Source organism: Streptomyces sp. NPDC052043 (assembly GCF_044548235.1).
Lineage (GTDB): Bacteria > Actinomycetota > Actinomycetes > Streptomycetales > Streptomycetaceae > Streptomyces.
The window spans coordinates 393,594-411,188 of sequence record NZ_JBIUBT010000006.1 but is presented as its reverse complement, the minus strand read 5'-3'; the positions used below and the strand labels follow the sequence as shown (position 1 = coordinate 411,188).

General features: G+C 70.7%; 18 protein-coding genes and 1 pseudogene. 8 read left to right on the top strand and 11 right to left on the bottom strand.

The window, feature by feature from the left end:
* The first annotated feature begins 11 nt into the window (after positions 1 to 11).
* Entirely contained in the window at positions 12 to 956 is a 945-nt protein-coding gene (locus ACIHCX_RS18750; protein WP_400030674.1) for an RNA polymerase sigma factor SigF, read from the top strand.
* A gap of 246 nt (positions 957 to 1,202) precedes the next feature.
* Complete coding sequence (locus ACIHCX_RS18745; RefSeq protein WP_400030672.1) at positions 1,203 to 2,114, top strand: RNA polymerase sigma factor SigF; 912 nt, start codon at positions 1,203 to 1,205, stop codon at positions 2,112 to 2,114.
* A gap of 298 nt (positions 2,115 to 2,412) precedes the next feature.
* Here the strand turns inward: ACIHCX_RS18745 and ACIHCX_RS18740 are convergent, their stop codons facing one another.
* Complete coding sequence (locus ACIHCX_RS18740) at positions 2,413 to 2,607, bottom strand: hypothetical protein (RefSeq protein ID WP_400030670.1); 195 nt, start codon at positions 2,605 to 2,607, stop codon at positions 2,413 to 2,415.
* A 283-nt stretch (positions 2,608 to 2,890) separates the two neighbouring features.
* Between ACIHCX_RS18740 and ACIHCX_RS18735 the strand changes: the two genes are divergently transcribed.
* From ACIHCX_RS18735 to ACIHCX_RS18720, 4 genes are all read left to right on the top strand, one after another.
* Positions 2,891 to 3,385 carry a MarR family winged helix-turn-helix transcriptional regulator gene (locus ACIHCX_RS18735; protein WP_400030668.1) on the top strand — a complete coding sequence of 165 codons (495 nt, stop codon included), beginning with the start codon at positions 2,891 to 2,893 and terminating at the stop codon, positions 3,383 to 3,385.
* 14 nt (positions 3,386 to 3,399) lie between these two features.
* Complete coding sequence (locus tag ACIHCX_RS18730) at positions 3,400 to 5,964, top strand: MFS transporter (RefSeq protein ID WP_400030665.1); 2,565 nt, start codon at positions 3,400 to 3,402, stop codon at positions 5,962 to 5,964.
* Positions 5,965 to 6,109: 145 nt separating this feature from the next.
* Positions 6,110 to 6,931 (top strand): YceI family protein, encoded by an 822-nt coding sequence (locus tag ACIHCX_RS18725; RefSeq protein ID WP_400030663.1) that lies wholly within the window; start codon positions 6,110 to 6,112, stop codon positions 6,929 to 6,931.
* Between the two features lie 59 nt (positions 6,932 to 6,990).
* Positions 6,991 to 7,464 (top strand): PPOX class F420-dependent oxidoreductase, encoded by a 474-nt coding sequence (locus ACIHCX_RS18720; RefSeq protein ID WP_400030661.1) that lies wholly within the window; start codon positions 6,991 to 6,993, stop codon positions 7,462 to 7,464.
* Here ACIHCX_RS18720 and ACIHCX_RS18715 read toward each other — a convergent pair whose 3' ends face one another.
* The 4 genes from ACIHCX_RS18715 to ACIHCX_RS18700 form a co-directional block, all read right to left on the bottom strand.
* Positions 7,465 to 8,229 carry a TetR/AcrR family transcriptional regulator gene (locus ACIHCX_RS18715; RefSeq protein ID WP_400030659.1) on the bottom strand — a complete coding sequence of 255 codons (765 nt, stop codon included), beginning with the start codon at positions 8,227 to 8,229 and terminating at the stop codon, positions 7,465 to 7,467.
* Between the two features lie 140 nt (positions 8,230 to 8,369).
* A complete protein-coding gene (locus tag ACIHCX_RS18710) occupies positions 8,370 to 9,860 on the bottom strand; it encodes an MFS transporter (RefSeq protein WP_400030657.1) in 1,491 nt (496 codons plus the stop codon).
* Positions 9,861 to 9,978: 118 nt separating this feature from the next.
* A complete protein-coding gene (locus ACIHCX_RS18705) occupies positions 9,979 to 10,716 on the bottom strand; it encodes a response regulator transcription factor (protein WP_400030655.1) in 738 nt (245 codons plus the stop codon).
* A 159-nt stretch (positions 10,717 to 10,875) separates the two neighbouring features.
* Entirely contained in the window at positions 10,876 to 11,760 is an 885-nt protein-coding gene (locus ACIHCX_RS18700) for a DUF2797 domain-containing protein (protein WP_400030653.1), read from the bottom strand.
* A gap of 396 nt (positions 11,761 to 12,156) precedes the next feature.
* On the opposite strand from ACIHCX_RS18700, the gene ACIHCX_RS18695 reads away from it, so the two are divergent.
* Complete coding sequence (locus ACIHCX_RS18695; protein ID WP_400030651.1) at positions 12,157 to 13,467, top strand: LAETG motif-containing sortase-dependent surface protein; 1,311 nt, start codon at positions 12,157 to 12,159, stop codon at positions 13,465 to 13,467.
* A 137-nt stretch (positions 13,468 to 13,604) separates the two neighbouring features.
* Here the strand turns inward: ACIHCX_RS18695 and ACIHCX_RS18690 are convergent, their stop codons facing one another.
* The 3 genes from ACIHCX_RS18690 to ACIHCX_RS18680 all read right to left on the bottom strand — a co-directional run bounded on the left by ACIHCX_RS18690 (position 13,605) and on the right by ACIHCX_RS18680 (position 15,533).
* The gene (locus ACIHCX_RS18690; RefSeq protein ID WP_400030649.1) at positions 13,605 to 14,282 is read right to left on the bottom strand and encodes a hypothetical protein; all 678 of its coding nucleotides are present in this window, start codon (positions 14,280 to 14,282) and stop codon (positions 13,605 to 13,607) included.
* 191 nt (positions 14,283 to 14,473) lie between these two features.
* Positions 14,474 to 14,827 (bottom strand): hypothetical protein, encoded by a 354-nt coding sequence (locus tag ACIHCX_RS18685; protein WP_400030647.1) that lies wholly within the window; start codon positions 14,825 to 14,827, stop codon positions 14,474 to 14,476.
* Between the two features lie 19 nt (positions 14,828 to 14,846).
* On the bottom strand, positions 14,847 to 15,533 hold the full coding sequence (locus ACIHCX_RS18680) for a TNT domain-containing protein (RefSeq protein ID WP_400030645.1): 687 nt from the start codon (positions 15,531 to 15,533) through the stop codon (positions 14,847 to 14,849).
* A gap of 299 nt (positions 15,534 to 15,832) precedes the next feature.
* Between ACIHCX_RS18680 and ACIHCX_RS18675 the strand changes: the two genes are divergently transcribed.
* Positions 15,833 to 16,150, top strand: a complete 318-nt coding sequence (locus ACIHCX_RS18675; protein ID WP_400030643.1) for a hypothetical protein — start codon at positions 15,833 to 15,835, stop codon at positions 16,148 to 16,150.
* 54 nt (positions 16,151 to 16,204) lie between these two features.
* Here ACIHCX_RS18675 and ACIHCX_RS18670 read toward each other — a convergent pair whose 3' ends face one another.
* The 3 genes and pseudogenes from ACIHCX_RS18670 to ACIHCX_RS18660 all read right to left on the bottom strand — a co-directional run.
* Positions 16,205 to 16,504 (bottom strand): hypothetical protein, encoded by a 300-nt coding sequence (locus ACIHCX_RS18670; protein ID WP_400030641.1) that lies wholly within the window; start codon positions 16,502 to 16,504, stop codon positions 16,205 to 16,207.
* A gap of 206 nt (positions 16,505 to 16,710) precedes the next feature.
* The gene (locus ACIHCX_RS18665; RefSeq protein WP_400030638.1) at positions 16,711 to 17,241 is read right to left on the bottom strand and encodes an STM3941 family protein; all 531 of its coding nucleotides are present in this window, start codon (positions 17,239 to 17,241) and stop codon (positions 16,711 to 16,713) included.
* Positions 17,242 to 17,313: 72 nt separating this feature from the next.
* A pseudogene (locus ACIHCX_RS18660) lies at positions 17,314 to 17,595 on the bottom strand (hypothetical protein); the annotation flags it as partial.

The following is a 17,595-nucleotide window of genomic DNA, read 5'->3' as shown; positions in this document are numbered from 1 at the left end:
TGGCGTTGACCGTGTCGGCCAGGACTGCGCCGCCCCAGGATCCCGTCTCGGCTCCGGCCCCGGCCACAACCACGGGCACGGCCCCGACTTCGGCCGCCCCGGCCACAACCACGGCCCCGACCCCGACCCCGACCACAGACGCGACCACAGACCCGGCCACGACCCCGGCCCCGGCGCCGGCCCCGGAGAAGCGGCGCGGTGCCGACACCCGGGCCCTCACGGCGGTGCTGTTCACCCAGTTGAAGGAGCTTGAACCCGGCACGTCCGAGCACGCCCGCGTGCGCGGGGCACTCATCGAGGCGAACCTGCCGCTCGTGCGCTACGCGGCCGCCCGCTTCCGCTCCCGCAACGAGCCGATGGAGGACGTCGTCCAGGTCGGCACCATCGGGCTCATCAACGCCATCGACCGCTTCGACCCGGACCGGGGCGTGCAGTTCCCGACCTTCGCCATGCCGACGGTCGTCGGCGAGATCAAGCGCTACTTCCGCGACAACGTCCGCACGGTCCACGTCCCGCGCCGGCTGCACGAGTTGTGGGTGCAGGTCAACAGCGCGACCGAGGACCTGACGACCGCCTTCGGCCGCTCCCCCACGACCGCCGAGATCGCCGAGCGGCTGCGCATCACCGAGGAGGAGGTGCTGTCCTGCATCGAGGCCGGCCGCTCGTACCACGCGACCTCCCTGGAGGCGGCCCAGGAGGGCGACGGGCTGCCCGGACTCCTCGACCGGCTCGGCTACGAGGACCCGGCCCTGGACGGCGTCGAGCACCGCGACCTGGTCCGCCACCTCCTCGTCCAGCTTCCCGAACGGGAACAGCGGATCCTGCTGCTGCGCTACTACAGCAATCTGACCCAGTCGCAGATCAGTGCGGAACTCGGCGTCTCCCAGATGCACGTGTCCCGGCTACTCGCGCGTAGCTTCCAGCGATTGCGATCCGCAAACAGGATCGACGCATAACCGGAACGAGCGAACCGCCCACCAGGGCTGTTCCCGACACCTTCGGGCTGAAAAGCCGTCAGACCCCTTCTTTCCAGGGTCGATTCGGTTCTGACTTGTCGACAAGTCCCTACAGCGCGTTGCCGACATGTGACATTCTGCGGGAAGCGCGTTTGCCGTGGCTCCGGCTCCGGTATTCAGGTGAGGGCTGCGTTCTCCTCGTCAGAGAATGTGGCCGCGACCGTCCCGCGACCCAGAGGGGGTGGCATGTCCGCAGACCAGGGCAGCTCCAAGGTGCTGACGCTCACGAAGAGCGAGACGCCCTCCCCGGCGCTCGAGCCGCTCGACGCCCTCGACGACGTGGCGGCCCTCGAGGCCGCTCCCGCCCCGGCTGTTCCGGCCGCGTCGGCCTCGGAGACCATCGACACCCGCACCCTGTCCCGCTCCCTGTTCCTGCGGCTCGCCGCACTCGACGAGGACAGCCCCGAGCGTGTCTACGTCCGGGACACCCTGATCGAGCTCAACCTCCCGCTGGTCCGTTACGCCGCGGCCCGCTTCCGCTCGCGCAACGAGCCGATGGAGGACATCGTCCAGGTCGGCACCATCGGCCTGATCAAGGCGATCGACCGCTTCGACTGCGAGCGGGGCGTGGAGTTCCCGACCTTCGCGATGCCGACGGTCGTGGGCGAGATCAAGCGCTTCTTCCGCGACACCTCGTGGTCGGTGCGGGTGCCCAGGCGCCTCCAGGAGCTACGCCTGGCCCTCACCAAGGCCAGCGACGAGCTGTCCCAGAAGCTCGACCGCTCCCCGACCGTCACGGAACTGGCCACCGTGCTGGGCGTGTCGGAGGAGGACGTGGTCGACGGCCTCGCGGTCGGCAACGCCTACACCGCCTCCTCGCTGGACTCCCCGACTCCCGAGGACGACGGCGGCGAGGGCTCCCTGGCCGACCGCCTCGGCTACGAGGACACGGCGCTGGAGGGCGTGGAGTACCGCGAGTCGCTCAAGCCGCTGCTGGCCAAGCTGCCGCCCCGGGAGCGGCGGATCATCATGCTGCGCTTCTTCGCCAACATGACCCAGTCGCAGATCGGCGAGGAGGTCGGCATCTCGCAGATGCACGTCTCCCGGCTGCTCACCCGGACGCTGTCACAGCTGCGCGAGGGGCTCATCAACGACTGATCGCAGGGTCCGGCGCCTTCCGTACGACGGGGCGCCGGACACCACGGCGCGCTGCCGTGGTGACGTCGGCTCCGGCCGCCGAGGCGCCGTTCGGGCGCGTCGGCGGCCGTCGTCTGTCTGGGGGCCGTTTCCCGGCCACGCGCGGGGGCGTCGGGGCCGGCGAAGAAGGAGGCCGACGGGGAGGAGGGGGCGCGGGCGCCGGTGGACGGAGACGGGACAGCCGGAGGGACCGGAAAAGAGGGAAGGGGCCGGAAAGAGCGGAGCGCCCTGCCGATCGCCTTGCTGAGGAGTGGTTCGCCTACTTGAGCGCGAGCCAGGCGACGGCCGCGACGACCGCCACCAGGACGACGACACCGACGATCAGGCCGATGCGCGGGCCGGAGGAGGTCTGCTGCTGCGCGCTCTGGGGAGGCGCGTCGTCAACGAACGCGCGGAACATCTGAGTGCTGCCGGCGGGGTCGTGGTTGCCCTGCGGGCCCTGGGTGTTAGCCATGGCCCGAGACCCTAGCGAAAACGCTGCCACCGCCCAAGCTCGGGGCCCCGCAGCCCACTTGGCACCTCACTTTGCACCTCGCCCGGCGGGAACCTCGACGGGCGGCTGAACGCCGGTCGGCTCGCATCGGCCGTGGCGCTCCGGCAGACAGCACCTCACCTGCGGGTTTACATTCGCCAATACTTGCCTTTGCCAAGTTTTTGCGCCCTCGTCGGCCGATTTGTTTGCCTGTGGCAACCAACGACCTTTACGGTTGCCCAGAGCAACGAATTCGGGAGGTGCGATGGCCGAGCAGGCGCAGTACGAAGAGCTTGCGCGCCAGCTCAGTGCCGTCGGAGCTGTGAAGCGGGACATGGGGCGGATCCTGCCGCCCGACTGCCCGGCCGGCTCGGCCGCCGTGCTGACCCTGCTCGGCCGCCACGGGGACATGCGCATGAGCAAGCTCGCCGAGCTGCTCGCCGTGGACCTGTCGGTGACCAGCCGGCACGTCGCGCACATCGCCGCGCGCGGCTGGATCGAGCGGCTCCAGGACCCCGGGGACAAGCGTTCGCGCATCCTGCGCCTGACACCGGCCGGGCTGGACGAGCTCGACGAGCTGACCCGGCGGAGCACCCGCCTGCTCAGCGAGCGGCTGAGCGACTGGACCGACGACGAGGTCGGCCAGCTGATCCGGCTGATGACCCGCCTGCGCGCCAGCTTCGGCGACTGCCGTTCCGCTCCGGCCCGGATCCCCGCGCCCGTTGCACCCAAGACCACCCGTACACCCGCAAGCACGTAAGAAAAAGGAAGCCCATGGCAACGACCACACCAGCCGGTGTGCGGGCCCACGCCAAGCATGGAGGAGGCTCCCCCGGCAGCACTCCGATGACGCACCGGCAGATCATGGAGGCGCTCTCCGGGCTGCTGCTCGGCATGTTCGTGGCGATCCTGTCGTCCACGATCGTCTCCAACGCGCTGCCGCACATCATCGGTGACCTCGGCGGCGGCCAGTCCGCCTACACCTGGGTGGTCACGGCCGCCCTGCTGTCGATGACCGCGGCCACTCCCCTGTGGGGCAAGCTCGCCGACCTCTACAGCAAGAAGGCGCTCGTCCAGATAGCGCTCGTCATCTTCGTCCTGGCCTCGGCCTGCGCGGGGCTGTCGCAGAACCCGGCCATGCTGATCGCCTGCCGTGTGGTGCAGGGCATAGGCACCGGCGGTCTGTCCGCCCTCGCCCAGATCGTCATGGCCGCGATGATCTCGCCCCGCGAGCGCGGCCGTTACTCCGGCTACCTCGGCGCCACCTTCGCCGTGGCCACCGTCGGCGGCCCGCTGCTCGGCGGTGTCATCACCGACACCTCCTGGCTGGGCTGGCGCTGGTGCTTCTACGTCGGCGTGCCCTTCGCGGTCATCGCGCTGATCGTCCTCCAGAAGACCCTGCACCTGCCCGTGGTGAAGCGGGAGGTCAAGGTCGACTGGGGCGGCGCGTTCCTGATCTCCGCCGCCGTGTCGCTGCTGCTGATCTGGGTCACCTTCGCCGGTGACAAGTACGACTGGGTGTCCTGGCAGACGTACGCGATGGTCGCCGGTGCGATCGTCCTCGGCCTGCTCTTCGTGCTCGTCGAGTCCAGGGCGAGCCAGCCGATCATCCCGTTGCGGCTGTTCCGCAACCGCACCATCACGCTGGCGTCGCTGGCGTCCCTGTTCGTCGGTATCGCGATGTTCAGCGGCACCGTGTTCTTCAGCCAGTACTTCCAGCTGGCCCGGGACAAGTCCCCGACGATGTCGGGCGTCATGACCATCCCGATGATCGGCGGTCTGTTCGTCTCCTCCACCGTCTCCGGGCAGTTCATCACCCGGACAGGACGGTGGAAGGGCTGGCTGGTCAGCGGTGGCGTCCTGGTGACCGCGGGTCTCGGCCTGCTCGGCACCATCCGCTACGACACGGAGTACTGGAAGACGGCCGTCTTCATGGCCCTGCTGGGTCTCGGCATCGGCATGATGATGCAGAACCTGGTGCTGTGCACGCAGAACCAGGTGTCACCGGCCGACCTCGGCTCGGCCAGCTCCACGGTCACCTTCTTCCGCTCCCTCGGCGGTGCGGTCGGCGTCTCCGCGCTCGGCGCGGTGATGGCCCACCGGATCACCGACTACGTCAAGGACGGCCTGTCCGACCTCAGCCCGAAGTACGCGGCTGCCCTGTCCTCCTCCGGCGCGAGCGACTCCATCCCGGACATGAACGCGCTGCCCAAGCCGCTGCGCACGGTCATGGAGAGCGCCTACGGGCACGGTATCGCCGACATCTTCCTGATCGCCGCCGCGCTGGCGGCGGTGGCCTTCCTGATCACGCTGTTCATCAAGGAGGTCCCGCTGCGGACCAAGGGCGCGCTGGCGCAGGCCGGCGAGGCCGAGTCCGCGCCGGTGGACCCGGCCGCCGCCCCCGTCGTCGCCGAGTCCCGGTCTCCCGAGGCCGCGGCCGGCTCCGCCGGGGAGCGGGTGCCGAGCTGGGCGACGGCCGCCTCTCCCGCCGAGGGCGCCGGGAACGGTACCGAGGGCACGCTGCGGCCGACCGCGGTCGCCACGGTGGCGCCCGGTGGGCCGGGCGCCGGTGCCGGCGGCGGGATCCCGGTGCACGGCTTCGTCCGGGGCGCCGAGAGCGCGCCGGTGCCGCAGGCCGCGGTCACGCTGATCTCGCTGGCGGGCCGCCAGCTGGGCCGGTCGGTCGCGCAGGCCGACGGCTCCTACACCGTGGACGCGCCGGGCGCGGGCTCGTACGTCCTGATCGCCTCCGCCGACGGCTTCCAGCCGCAGGCGTCCACCGTGGTCGTGGGCGGCGAACCGGTCGCGTACGACATCCTGCTCAGCGGCACCAGCGGGCTGGGCGGTGTGGTCCGGGCCGCCGGGTCCGGGCTGCCGGTGAAGGACGCGATGGTGATCGTCACCGATGTGCGCGGCGACCTGCTGGCCACCGGGACCACCGGGGAGAGCGGCGAGTTCTCCTTCGTGGAGCTGGTGCCGGGCGCGGTGACCGTCGCGGTGAACGCCGCCGGGTTCCGGCCGCGGGCGCTGCCGGTCGAGGTGGGCGGCACCGGGGTGACCGGGGTCGAGATCGACCTGGAGGCCGGAGCGCGGCTCCAGGGCGTCGTCCGCGCCCCGCACGGTCCCCTCGCGGACGCCAGGGTGACCCTGGTCGACGCGGCGGGCAACGTGGTCGGCACGTCCACCACCGGCGCGGACGGGGCGTACGCCTTCACCGACCTGAGCGGCGGTGACTACACCGTCATCGCGACCGGCTACCCGCCCATGGCGACCGCCCTGACGGTCACGGGCCCCGGTGTCGACGGCCACGACATCGAGCTCGCCCACCCCGGCGAGTAACCCCGGGCCAGGGTGCCCATGAGGCCCGGGCGGCATCCCGGGTCACGGTCCGGCCCGTGGCGGGGCGCGCTCCGAGGGAGCCGCGCCGCGCCACGGGCCGGTCGCTTTCCGACCATTTTGCAAGGCTGTGCAGGGAGAAAACGGGATGGGACTGACTGCGAGGATCCGCACCCGGGACGGATGGGCCGTGTCGCACGCGGTCGTCACGATGACCGACATGACGGGCGCGCAGGTGCTGCGGGCCGAGGCCGACGCGGAGGGCGCCGTACGGGACACCGCGGCGCTGGCACCGGGTGCGTACACGGTGATCGTCACGGCGGTCGGGTACGCGCCCACCGCCTCCAGCGCGATCGTCACCGCGAGCGGCCGGGCCGAGATCGGCACGGTGACGCTGACCCGGCAGGGCGGCGCCGAGCTGCCCCCGCCGGGGCCGTGGACCATCGACCCGGCGCACTCCTCGGTCGCCGCGGTCGCCCAACACCTGGGGATCTCCAGCGTGCACGGCCGGTTCACGGACTTCGCCGGCACCGTCGAGATCGCCCCCGACGACGTCACCAAGTCCCGTGTGGAGGCGGTCATCCGCGCCGACTCCATCGACACCGGCAACGGCATGCGCGACGGCCACCTGAAGTCCGCGGACTTCCTGGACGTCGAGCGGCACCCGCGGATCACCTACCGCTCCACCGGGGTGACCGCCGCCGGCCCCGACCGCTGGACCGTCCACGGCGAGCTGGGCATGCGCGGCGTGGTCCGCCCGGTCGACCTCGACCTGGCCTACCTCGGCACCGGCGCCGACCCGTGGGGCGGCACCCGCGCCGCCTTCCGCGCGACGACCGAACTGCGCCGCGAGGACTTCGCCATGAACTACAACCAGGTCCTCCAGGCCGGCATCGCGGCCATCGGCACCACGCTGAGGGTCGAACTGGACATCCAGGCGGTCCAGGGCACCGTGCTCCCGACGGCGTAGTCCACCGGACCCGCGCCACATGCGGGCGCCCGACCGGAACAGACCCTAGGCTGGCGGGCATGGCCCCGAACATCGCGACCAACACCCGCGTCTCGCTGGACGAGCTGCTCGACTTCGTACGGCCCCGCCACCGCGCCCTGCTGCTGACCCGCAGGAGCGACGGCAGCCCGCAGGCCTCGCCGCTGACCTGCGGAGTCGACGACTCCGGGCGGATCGTGGTCTCCACCTACCCGGAGCGGGCCAAGACCCGCAACGCCAAGAGGGACGAACGGGTCGGCATCGTCGTGCTGAGCGACGACTGGAACGGGCCGTGGGTGCAGATCGACGGCACGGCCGAGGTGATCGACGCGCCGGACTCCGTGGAGCCCTTGGTGGAGTACTACCGCACCATCGCGGGCGAGCACCCGGACTGGGACGAGTACCGGGAGGCCATGGTCAGGCAGGGCAAGTCGATCATCCGGATCACTCCGCGGCGCTGGGGACCGGTGGCGACCGGCGGGTTCCCCGCACGGCTCGCGCCGCACGACGCGTAGTCAGCCGCGGGCGACCATCGCCTCGATGCCGGCGACCAGCAGGTCCAGGGCGAAGGCGAAGTCGCGGTCCAGCATTTCCGCGACCGTGTCACCGCCGCGGGCCGCCATGAGGGTCGCGGACTCCCGGAGCACCTCGGTGGCGTCCGGGGCCCGGGTGGCCGCGCTCATCGCGTGCCGGAAGTAGTCGTCCGGGGCCATGCCCGCCTCGGCGCAGCGCGCCACGAAGTGGCCCTCGATCGTGCCGTAGCCGTACACGAACTGGAAGACGGCGGAGATCGCCCCGGTCAGCCGCTGCTCGGACAGCCCGGTACGGCGGATGACCCGCTGCACCGTGCCCGAGAAGGCGAGCGAGTTCGGGCCGATGTTGAGGAACGTCCCGGCGAGCGGCGACAGCCAGGGGTGGCGCACCAGCAGCGCCCGGTACTCGGTGGCGAGCCGGCGCAACTGCTCGCGCCAGTCCGTCGCCACGTCCGGTTCGGGCAGCCGCAGCTCGCCGAAGGCGGCGTCGAGGGCGAGTTCGAGCAGGTCGTCCTTGGTGTCGACGTACCAGTACAGGGACATCGCCGTCACGTTCAGCTCGGCGGCGAGCCGGCGCATGGAGAACTTCGCGAGCCCCTCCGCGTCCAGCAGCCGCACGGTGACCTCGGTGATCCGCTCCCGGTCGAGACCGGACGGCTGCCCGCCGCGCCCGCCGCGGCGCGCCTTGCCCTCCAGCCAGACGCTGGTCCGTGCCGCGCCCTTGGCCCCTTGGGCTGCCTTCACCATGGCGCACCTTCCTCGACTCCTGAACCGCCGGTCGTACCGGGCGCCCGAAGGCGCGCGGGGCGGTGCCCGGCAGGCGCCCCGCCGCAGCGCGCGACCGGCCACGACGAGCGCGCGGCCGCACAACGGCCGTACCGCCCGAGCTAGTGGGTCACCACCATCCCCGAGTCTGCCCGCTCCGCCCTGCGGAGCAACGCGGCGGGCAGCAGGCCACCGAGCAGCACGGCCACCGCTCCCACCAGCTGACTGGTCTCGAGCCCGGCGGAGAACGCGTCGGTCACCTGCTTCTTCTCCGCGGCCGACCCCGCCGCGGCCAGGGCCACCGGCAGGGACACCGCCGCGAACCGGGAGGTGAGCACCGCCCCCAGGACGGCCACCCCCAGTCCGTTGCCGAACTCCGCCAGCGTCCCGTTGATGCCCGCCCCGACGCCCGCCTTGGCCGGCGGGATCGCGCTCATGATGGCGTGGGCCATGGCCGGGTTGGCGATCGCGCAGCCGGCCCCGATGAGCAGCAGGCCAAGGAGCGTGCCGCCGTACCCGCCGGAGGCGAGCGTGGCGATCGCCACCAGCCCGCCGGACATCAACACCATGCCCAGCCCGATCGCCGCCGGGGTGCCCAGCCGCGTCGTCCAGCGGGCCGCGAGTCCGGTGAAGTTCAGCGCCACCACCGACAGGGCGAGCGGCGCGGTGCGCAGTCCGGCCTCCAGGGGGCCGTAGCCGAGGACGAACTGAAGGTGCTGGGTGAGCAGGAACAGCGCGCCGCCCATGCCGAAGGTGATCAGCACCGCGCCGGCGACCGCGCCCGTGAAGCGGCGGTCGCGGAAGAAGTGCATGTCGAGCATGGGGTACGGGATCCGGCTCTCGTAGAACGCGAAGAGGGCCAGTACCACCACCGCCGCCGTCGCCGTGACCAGCACCCGCGGCGACGTCCAGCCGTGCGCGGGGCCCGAGATGATCGCGTACACCAGCGAGGTCATCCCGATCGTGGACAGCAGCGCGCCGAGCAGGTCGGGCCGGTCCCCTCGGGGGTTCTTGGACTCCGGGACGAGGGCGAGGACCGCGACCAGGCCCAGCACGGCGACCGGCAGGTTGATCAGGAAGATCGCGCCCCACCAGAAGTGGTTCAGCATGAAGCCGCCGATCAGCGGGCCGATCGCGAAGCCCAGGGCGTTGACGGCGCTCCAGATCCCGATGGCCTTGGGGTGCTCGGCCGGGGCGAAGATCTGCATCGCCACGGCGAGCGTGGTGGTCAGCAGCAGCGCGCCGCCGACGCCCATGCCCGCGCGGGCGGCGATCAACTGCCCGGTGGAGTCGGCGAGTGCGGCGACCAGCGAACCGATGCCGAACAGGGCCAGCCCGGCCACCAGCATCTTCTTGCGGCCGTACCGGTCGGCGGCGCTGCCCGCGGTCAGCAGCAGCCCGGACTGCACGAGCGAGTACGCGTTGATCATCCACTGGATGTCGGAGGTGGCCGCGCGCAGTTCACGGGTGAGGGACGGGATCGCGACGTTCAGAACGGTGTTGTCCAGCAGCACGGTGAGCTGGGCGAGGCAGATCACGCCGAGGATCAGCCAGCGCCGGGGGTGCCCCTGGGCGGCCTGGGAGGAGGTCTGCTCCGGCGAGGTCGTCGACATGCTATACACCGTATAGGAGTGCCGTACGGCGCACGGCGGCACAGGCGGTGGCGGCTGGGCGCGGCAGCGCGGAGGGTGGCGACCGGGCGCGGACGGCGCGGAGGGCGCCGCCTCCGCCTCACACGACGGGCTTGATCAGATAACCGGCGCCCCGCCGGGTATGGATCATCGGTTCCCGGCCGGCGTCGATCTTCCGCCGCAGGTAGGAGATGTACAGCTCGACGACGTTGGCCTGCCCGCCGAAGTCGTACGACCAGACGCGGTCGAGGATCTGCGCCTTGCTGAGCACGCGCCGCGGGTTGCGCATCAGGAAGCGCAGCAACTCGAACTCGGTGGCGGTGAGGTGGATGTCCTGCCCTCCCCGCGACACCTCGTGGCTGTCCTCGTCCAGGCGGAGGTCGCCGACCACGAGCACGGATTCGGAACGCCGGTCGGTGGCACCGGAGCGCCGGATCAGCCCCCGCAGCCGCGCCACGACCTCCTCCACGCCGAACGGCTTGGTGACGCAGTCGTCCCCGCCCGCGGTCAGCCCGGCGACACGGTCCTCCGCGGCGTCCTTGGCGGTCAGGAAGAGGACGGGCACCCCGGGCAGTTCGCAGCGCAGCCGGCCCAGGACGGCGAGTCCGTCCATGTCGGGCAGCAGCATGTCCAGGACGACGGCGTCGGGCCGGAACTCGCGCGCGGTCCGTACGGCTCCCTGCCCGTCCTGCGCGCTGCGGATCTGCCAGCCCTCGTAGCGCAGGGCCATGGACAGCAGATCGGTGATCGGCGGCTCGTCGTCCACCACGAGTACCCGGACGGGGTTCCCGTCCGGCCTCAGCAGTTCGGTGCGCCCCTGGGGCGAGGTCGTGGTCATGGGGGACACCCTTCAGGGGGCCTCTGAGAGCAGGCTTTCACCTGTCTGTGATTTCACTGAGAAACCCCACAGGCGACTCTCAGGAAACGGACTCCCCCTGCGGTCCGAGTCCCCACCCGCGGCCTGCGGTCCGGGACTTCACCCGACGTCCGGCAGGCTTCAGAACAACCCGTCCTGCTGTCCCTCCCGTACGCCCGCCGGATCCCGCAACTCCCGTACCGGCACGGTGAATCCCACGCTTCGGGGAGGCCGCAGCCCCCAGCCCGCCATCAGCCGCGTGTCCAGCACGACGACCCCGCCACCGGCCGCCAGGTGCAGATCGGGCCCGGCGGCCGCGACCAGCTCACCGCTCAGCACCCCGCCCGCGACGAGTTCGGTCACCTCGCCCACGGCGGTCGGCAGACCGGCCAGCCCGAAGATCCCGGCGTGATCGACGGGCCGGAACGGCTTCCGCTCCAGCGACTCCGGCCAGCCGCCGAGCGCGCTCGCCCGCGCGTGCAACTCTTCGACCTCGGCGGCCCGCTCTTGCTCGGTCGCCGGAAGCGCGGACCGTACGGCCCGCTTCTCGGCGTACGGAATCCGGTCCGGGACCCCGAGCGCGGCGCGCAGCAACTCCTCGGTGCGGCGCGCCGCCATGAGCGGGCCCGCGCCCAGCCAGCTGAAGCAGACGGCACCCTGCTCAAGCAGCCGCGCGGAGCCCCGCTCCACGGCGGTGATCCCGACCTTGAGCATGCCGGGCCCGAACCAGGCCAGATACACGTGGTAGGGCCGCGGGTCGTCCGCGATCGTGTCCGCGGCCACGGAGTGCGCCCGCTCCAGCCGCGCGCACTCCTCGCACCGCGCCCCCGCGCTCCGCCCCGGCACCACCGCCCGCAGCGGGCACGCGTGCCCCCGCGCTCCCACGCAGGTCCGCGCTTCCCCTTCCGCGATCTCGAAGGCCACCCGCTTTCCCCACGGCAGCGCGCTCGACCGCCCGCCGTCCCACACCAGCACGGGACCGTCCGGCGACCACCGCAGCCCTGAGCACTTCCACACGCGCGTCATCCCTTGCGAGAGTACGGGTCACCACTGACATGGATATACGGCGGTGCGACTCGTCGCGGGGTGAAGAGCCGCGCGCCGCACGCGGAAGTCCTCCGAGTGACAGCCGTGGAAATTCCTTGGAAAAAGCCTGTTCCAGGAGAGCCAAGCCTCCCGACCTGCCCACGAGGCCTCCCTCCGGGGATCAAGTGACATACATCACAGAGAAATATAGGCATCCTGAACAACCATCCCGATCCGCCCTTTTTCATCTCAGCGAATTTCCACGGAGGGAAACGCAGGGCCGGAGAACCATCAGCACATTCTTTACTTGGGCTATACACTCGCCGGCGTCCAAGCTGCCCCCCATGCGTTTATCAGTGACCGTTCTCCTTTGCCTTCGATCAGGAAAGGTCGCCCATGAAATTTCCCCGTCCTCTCGCTGTGGCCGCCGCCGTCGCGGTGACCACGCCCGTCGTGCTGTTCACCGCCTCCGCACCGGCACTCGCCGCCGGGACGTCCGCGGCACAGGTGCAGGATCAGCCGACGTACGCGGAGCTGGTCAAGACTGCCGCCGACGCGCAGAAGGCGTACGAGGAAGCCGTCATCGCCAAGGAGGAAGGGCAGAAGAAGGTCAAGGCCACCCTGGACGCCCTGGACTCCGACACGCACCCGCTCAAGGCGGCCACGATCGCCGCGGACAAGTCGGCCAAGGAGGCGGCCGGCGCCAAGGACGCGGCCGAGAAGGCCGTTGCGGACGCCAAGGCCACGCTGGAAGCGGCCCAGAGTGACACCGAGAAGGCCGAGGCGCGACAGGCCCTCGAAGCCGCCGAGACCGATCTGGCGACGGCGGCCGAGGCCAAGCAGAAGGCCGACGCCGCGGCCGCGGAGGCCCACACCGCGCTGGACGACGCCAGGGTGGCGGCCCTCCGCGAGTACAGCCTGGTCCAGGACGGCCCCCAGAAGGCCCTGGAGGCCAAGAAGGCCGCCGACGCAGCACTCGCCACCGCCAAGGAGTGCGTCCGCGAGGACGGGCTGACCTCGCTCGCGGTGGGCCTTCCGGCCGAGGTCGTTGCCGGGACCACCGTCGATTTCACCCTGCGCGTGACCAACGGAACCGAGCGCACGCTGACAGTGGACCCCCTGACGTTCTTCCACGTGAACGGCGAACCGGCCCGTGAGAAGAGCCACCTGGAGGTGGAGTGGTCCAACGGCTCGGGCTGGCAGGCCCTCAACGGCAACGAGCCCGAGCACATCGCGCACATCGACGTCCTGAAGCCGGGCGAGCAGAACGATGTGAAGCTGCGGATGAAGGTCGACTCCGGGGCCCAGGCCGCCGACGCCCTGGCCCTGTTCGCCAGTGACGCCTCCGACACGTACAACCCCTGCGTCCTCGGCCCGATGAAGCGCTACGACTTCGAGCTTCTGCCCGCCGGCAGCAAGACCGGCCCGGCCGACGACGCCGAGCCCGGCCGGCCCGGCGAGAACGACGACAAGCGGCCCGGCGCTGTGAAGCCCGGTGGTACGGGTACGGGCCCCTCGGCGCAGGGCGGCGTGTCCAAGCAGGCGCCGCAGACCGTGCCCACCGAAACCGACCCCGACGGCAACCTCGCCGCGACCGGTGCGTCCTCCGCGACCGCACCGCTCGCTCTCGCGAGCGCGGTCACCGTCGCACTCGGCGCCGGAGCGGTTCTCGTCGCCCGCCGCCGCAAGGCCGCGGGCAACGTCTGACCGCGGGGGCGCCCGGCCCCTTGGCGGTCGGGCGCCCGGTGGGACGGCTGCTGCCGGGAGGAAGGACAGAGGCCCTGTGGAGTGCTCCACAGGGCCTCTGCTCTGTTGCCCGGCTCTGTTGCCCGACCCGGGTTCGTTCAGCTGAAGGGAACGGCGTCCGCCGGGGCGGTGTGCCAGTTGGTGACGATCGGGTCTTCGACCGTGATGGTGCCGACCGGCAGGGAAACCGGGTTGGGGTCGTCGTCACCGACGCCGACGATGATGAAGTCCAGTTCCTTGCCACCGTTTCCGTTGGTGGTCTTCGGGTTCACCCCGGCGTAGGCGGTGGTGCTCCCGCTCAGCTTGATCTGCTTGCCGACGCTCTGCTCCGCGGGACCCGCCTGGGTGCCGTCGGATCCGAACGCCACGGTCGGAAGCGCGGCGGGCAGGTAGCAGGTGATCCCCGGCTTCGCCTTGGCCATGATCAGGACGTATCCGCCGGCCTGGGTCTCGGACCTGGTGCTCCAGGAGATGTCGTTGGCGCCGCAGCTCTGCTCGACCTGCTCCCGCTTGCCGTCGCCGGTGTCGGCGCCGGAGCCGGCCGCGTCCTCGGTTCCTCCGCCCGTCGCGTCGGAGTCCTTGCCCGCGCCCTGGCCGCTGCCCGCGGCCGACGAGCCGGACGGCGCGGCCGCGTCGCCGGCGGGCGTGGCGGACGAGGAACCCTGCGCGGCGCCGCTGTCCGCGTCCGCGTTCGCGTCCTGACACGCAGTCATCAGCATGGCGCCACCCACGACGGCTGCGGAGACGAGGAAGGCCCTGAGACGGTTGCCGGACATGAAATCCCCCTTGGTGATCAGTGGTTGCGGCCGAAGCCGCGTCGGCTCCCGGTGGTCGCCTGATCACTATGAGGGGGCCGCGGGCCGAAGGGATACCGATGCCTTCGTTCCAGGACGGCGCTGTCACAGACCAGTGACATGATCACGGACAGCTCAGGTGATGCGCAGGTGTCGCGACGAACCGTCCGTGGTCAACCATCGTCGACCTCCCCACAGCGGCCGTGGAAGTCCTCCCACGCCTGCCGCTGGATCTCCTCGGCGTTCGCGAGGAGCTGCTCCAGGGGTTCCGCGGCCCCTGAAGGGGGAGGGGGCATCCGCGTGAGCGTGTCGTAGAGGTACTCGCAGGCTTCGGCCTCGGTGCCGAAACGCCGCAGGACGCCGTCCTGGGACCGTTGACGCAAGCCGACGGTCCAGGCATCCGCCTCACGGCGCAGGAAGTAGTAGGCGTCCGGCTGGACGGGGACGTCGTGGACGCCTGCGATGTCGTAGAACGCCTCGGGCACGTCCGCTTCGCGGAGTCTTTCGACGAGTTCTGCGCTGTCCATCGACCCGGGCCGTGGGGGGTCAGGTCACCGACAACGCGCCCAGGTACTTCGCGTTGACGAGATCGGAGACCGACGACTTCGTCAGGTACTGGAGTCCGCGGCCGGGCTGGCCGAACCAGGGCCTGATCGGGCCGGCCTCGACGGTGAACGGCTTGAGGACCCGGTAGAGGTGGTAACTGTACGGAAAGTCCTTGACGTAGGCGTCGAGATTGCTCGGCGGAATCGCGCGCTTGGCGAACGGCGTGCCCGCGGGTGCGAGGAAGTTGCCGAAACCGCTGCCGAAGAGGTCGACGAGCTGGCCCCTGCGAAGGGTCACCGGACGCTCGACCGGCTTGCCGTTCTTCAACACGAAACCGTTGTTGTCGGGATACCACCAACCCGACTTCCCCGTCTGGGGATCCGTCTGCCAGTAGCACCCGAGGAGCCAGTACGCCGAGGTGTGGTCCGTGCGTTGATACCCCTTCAGCATCTTTCCGAGGGCCCCTCTTTGGGGGAGATACCTCGGTCCCAGGCGCCAGTCGTTGAGGTAGTAGCGCTGGTATTCCGTTTGCGGGGCAGTGTTGGACCCGCGGCTGCGATGCGTGGTCGGACAGTGCGCTGCGTCCCTCGCACGGAGCTGGTCGGCCTGGGCGGTGGCCGGGGAGATGCCGATCAGCAGGAGGAGCGTTGCGAGGGCGCTCCCCACGAAAGCACGCAGTACGCGCATGCGGTGTCCCTTCTCTTCCGGCACCGACCAGGCGCCGCGTGAGAGCAGGCGGCCGGTTTCGGTGACCGGCCGCGGGCTTCGTCGTGGTACGGGACTCATTTCATGCGCGGCCTGTGCCTCCCCGGGCGAAGGCCGCGCAGATAGTCACCCGAACCGATGAGCACAAGCCCTCGGATGGCCGACCCCTGGGGACCATCGGATCGCCCGGTCCTCGAGGGACTCCTGAGGCCGTCGACACCGCCGTCATCTCATCGGATCCTCGTCACCCCGCGACCGGTACGCTTCCCGCGGAGGTGCGGATGTTCACTGTGGCGTTCCTGGGCGCGTTGGGTGTCATCTGCATGGCGTTCGGCGTCTGGTTCGTCGGGCGGCAGCACCGTCGGCACGCGGGCACCCGTGCGGGCTGGGGCGCCATGGCGATCGGAGTGGGGCTGTTGTTTCGCGCAGCCGGCTTCCTGGCCGGAAGCCGCCAGCCACTCGGCTTTGCCCTGGCTGCCTGCTTTACGGCATTCAGCACTACCGGCTACATCCTGGTGCTGCGCAACCGCGACCGCGATCTCTTCCGAAACAGCCGCGGCGGCCGAAAACGCCGAAAGTTGCCTCCGCTGCACCCGTGAGGGGCAGGACCGGGACCTCTGAAACGCGAGAGGCCCCGGATCACCCGGGGCCTCTCATCGCCGATGACCGCCCGCGCGCTGGCTCACCCCCATCAGGATGATGCCGGTCAGCAAAAGCGCGCTGCCGAACAGGGTCCCCCACTGCCGGATGCCGATGTCGCTGAGCACCAGCCCGAAGACCACCTGCCAGCACAGGGCGAAGCCGGCCACCAACTGACCCCAGCCGTAGAGGCGAACGCGGTAAACCCGATGCCGATTCATGGGGAGCACCCAGCCACGGGTGATCGTCGCTATACCCGAGGCGGCAAACAGCAACGCCAGCAGAACAAGAGGTAGGACGAGATAGCGCTCCATGATCCCTCCCCGCACGCCGGACCCACGCCGGACGCCGCCGTGATCATGGCACCCGCCGCACACCGCGTCCACGCGCTTCCGTAGCCCACGCCCCTCCTGATCGGCCGGACAGCCCCAGCAACGCCAAGGGCGGCCCCCATCCCGCCCGGCCCGGTCTCCCTCATGGTGGGTGTTGACGGGCGGCTAGGGTCGGCCAACGGGCGCGCTCATTGTTGTATTGCGAGTCCGGGACAGTGACGTCGCATCGCGTCCAGAACCTCCTCAGGCGGCACCGGCAAGGTGTTTGTGGACACGCTGGCCGGACCAAAGCCGAGTCGTGCGTTCATGGACGCAGTGCTGCGGACGAGCTTGGGTGCTCGAGCCAGATAGGCGTCCGGATCGTGCAGTACCAGCTCAAGGAACAACTGCGAGGTTTTACCTACCGGCTGCTCTCGTATCCGGACGGCGGCTATCTCGTCCCAGCCGAACCGGCCCAGCCTCGCGTGGTCCACTCCCGCGTCGTCCAGCACCAACTCCGGTCGGCCTTGGTGGAGCAGGCGCTGGATGATGAACACCGCGCAGAGCCCGAAGAAGGGCACGCTCAGCCCCCCTGCCACCATCATCGCCACGGTGCTGTGGACGACCAGGAAAACAATGCCCAGAGCGACGAAGACCAGAGAGCCGGCCAGCATGGCCCACACGCGTCCCTTGGCGAGAGGGTAGACCGTCGGGGGCAGTGGATCGCCGTTTCTGATCACGGGCTCAGACGATAGGACCAGAGCCATCGTCAGCGGAAGCCTTTTCGCGGACCGTCTGGTGCCGTGGTCTGACTAGTGGCGGGCTCGCTGATCGTCGACCAGGGCCAGGCTGTGCTGTCCGCCTGCGGCGATGCTGCGTACGTGGGTGAGGAATCGGGAGCAAGGGGCTGCCTGGCCGGGCGCGCACACCCGCACCGGCGTGTTCCGATTGGTGGTGGTGCCGTCACCCAGCTGGCCGAAAGTGTTGTCTCCCCAGGTGAGGGCGGTGTCGTCCTTGCCCAGTGCCAGGCTGTCCCGTCCGCCTGCGGTGATGGTGCGTACGTGGGTGAGGAATCGGGAGCAAGGGGCTGTCCG

Excerpts from the sequence above, each read along its gene's own strand:
- ACIHCX_RS18715 (WP_400030659.1), bottom strand. The coding sequence starts at position 8,229 with ATGGTGAAGGCAGCCCAAGGGGCCAAGGGCGCGGCACGGACCAGCGTC.
- ACIHCX_RS18710 (WP_400030657.1), bottom strand. The coding sequence starts at position 9,860 with ATGTCGACGACCTCGCCGGAGCAGACCTCCTCCCAGGCCGCCCAGGGG.
- ACIHCX_RS18735 (WP_400030668.1), top strand. The coding sequence starts at position 2,891 with ATGGCCGAGCAGGCGCAGTACGAAGAGCTTGCGCGCCAGCTCAGTGCC.
- ACIHCX_RS18680 (WP_400030645.1), bottom strand. The coding sequence starts at position 15,533 with ATGCGCGTACTGCGTGCTTTCGTGGGGAGCGCCCTCGCAACGCTCCTC.
- ACIHCX_RS18730 (WP_400030665.1), top strand. The coding sequence starts at position 3,400 with ATGGCAACGACCACACCAGCCGGTGTGCGGGCCCACGCCAAGCATGGA.
- ACIHCX_RS18685 (WP_400030647.1), bottom strand. The coding sequence starts at position 14,827 with ATGGACAGCGCAGAACTCGTCGAAAGACTCCGCGAAGCGGACGTGCCC.
- ACIHCX_RS18670 (WP_400030641.1), bottom strand. The coding sequence starts at position 16,504 with ATGGAGCGCTATCTCGTCCTACCTCTTGTTCTGCTGGCGTTGCTGTTT.
- ACIHCX_RS18695 (WP_400030651.1), top strand. The coding sequence starts at position 12,157 with ATGAAATTTCCCCGTCCTCTCGCTGTGGCCGCCGCCGTCGCGGTGACC.
- ACIHCX_RS18725 (WP_400030663.1), top strand. The coding sequence starts at position 6,110 with ATGGGACTGACTGCGAGGATCCGCACCCGGGACGGATGGGCCGTGTCG.
- ACIHCX_RS18745 (WP_400030672.1), top strand. The coding sequence starts at position 1,203 with ATGTCCGCAGACCAGGGCAGCTCCAAGGTGCTGACGCTCACGAAGAGC.
- ACIHCX_RS18705 (WP_400030655.1), bottom strand. The coding sequence starts at position 10,716 with ATGACCACGACCTCGCCCCAGGGGCGCACCGAACTGCTGAGGCCGGAC.
- ACIHCX_RS18740 (WP_400030670.1), bottom strand. The coding sequence starts at position 2,607 with ATGGCTAACACCCAGGGCCCGCAGGGCAACCACGACCCCGCCGGCAGC.
- ACIHCX_RS18675 (WP_400030643.1), top strand. The coding sequence starts at position 15,833 with ATGTTCACTGTGGCGTTCCTGGGCGCGTTGGGTGTCATCTGCATGGCG.
- ACIHCX_RS18720 (WP_400030661.1), top strand. The coding sequence starts at position 6,991 with ATGGCCCCGAACATCGCGACCAACACCCGCGTCTCGCTGGACGAGCTG.
- ACIHCX_RS18690 (WP_400030649.1), bottom strand. The coding sequence starts at position 14,282 with ATGTCCGGCAACCGTCTCAGGGCCTTCCTCGTCTCCGCAGCCGTCGTG.
- ACIHCX_RS18700 (WP_400030653.1), bottom strand. The coding sequence starts at position 11,760 with ATGACGCGCGTGTGGAAGTGCTCAGGGCTGCGGTGGTCGCCGGACGGT.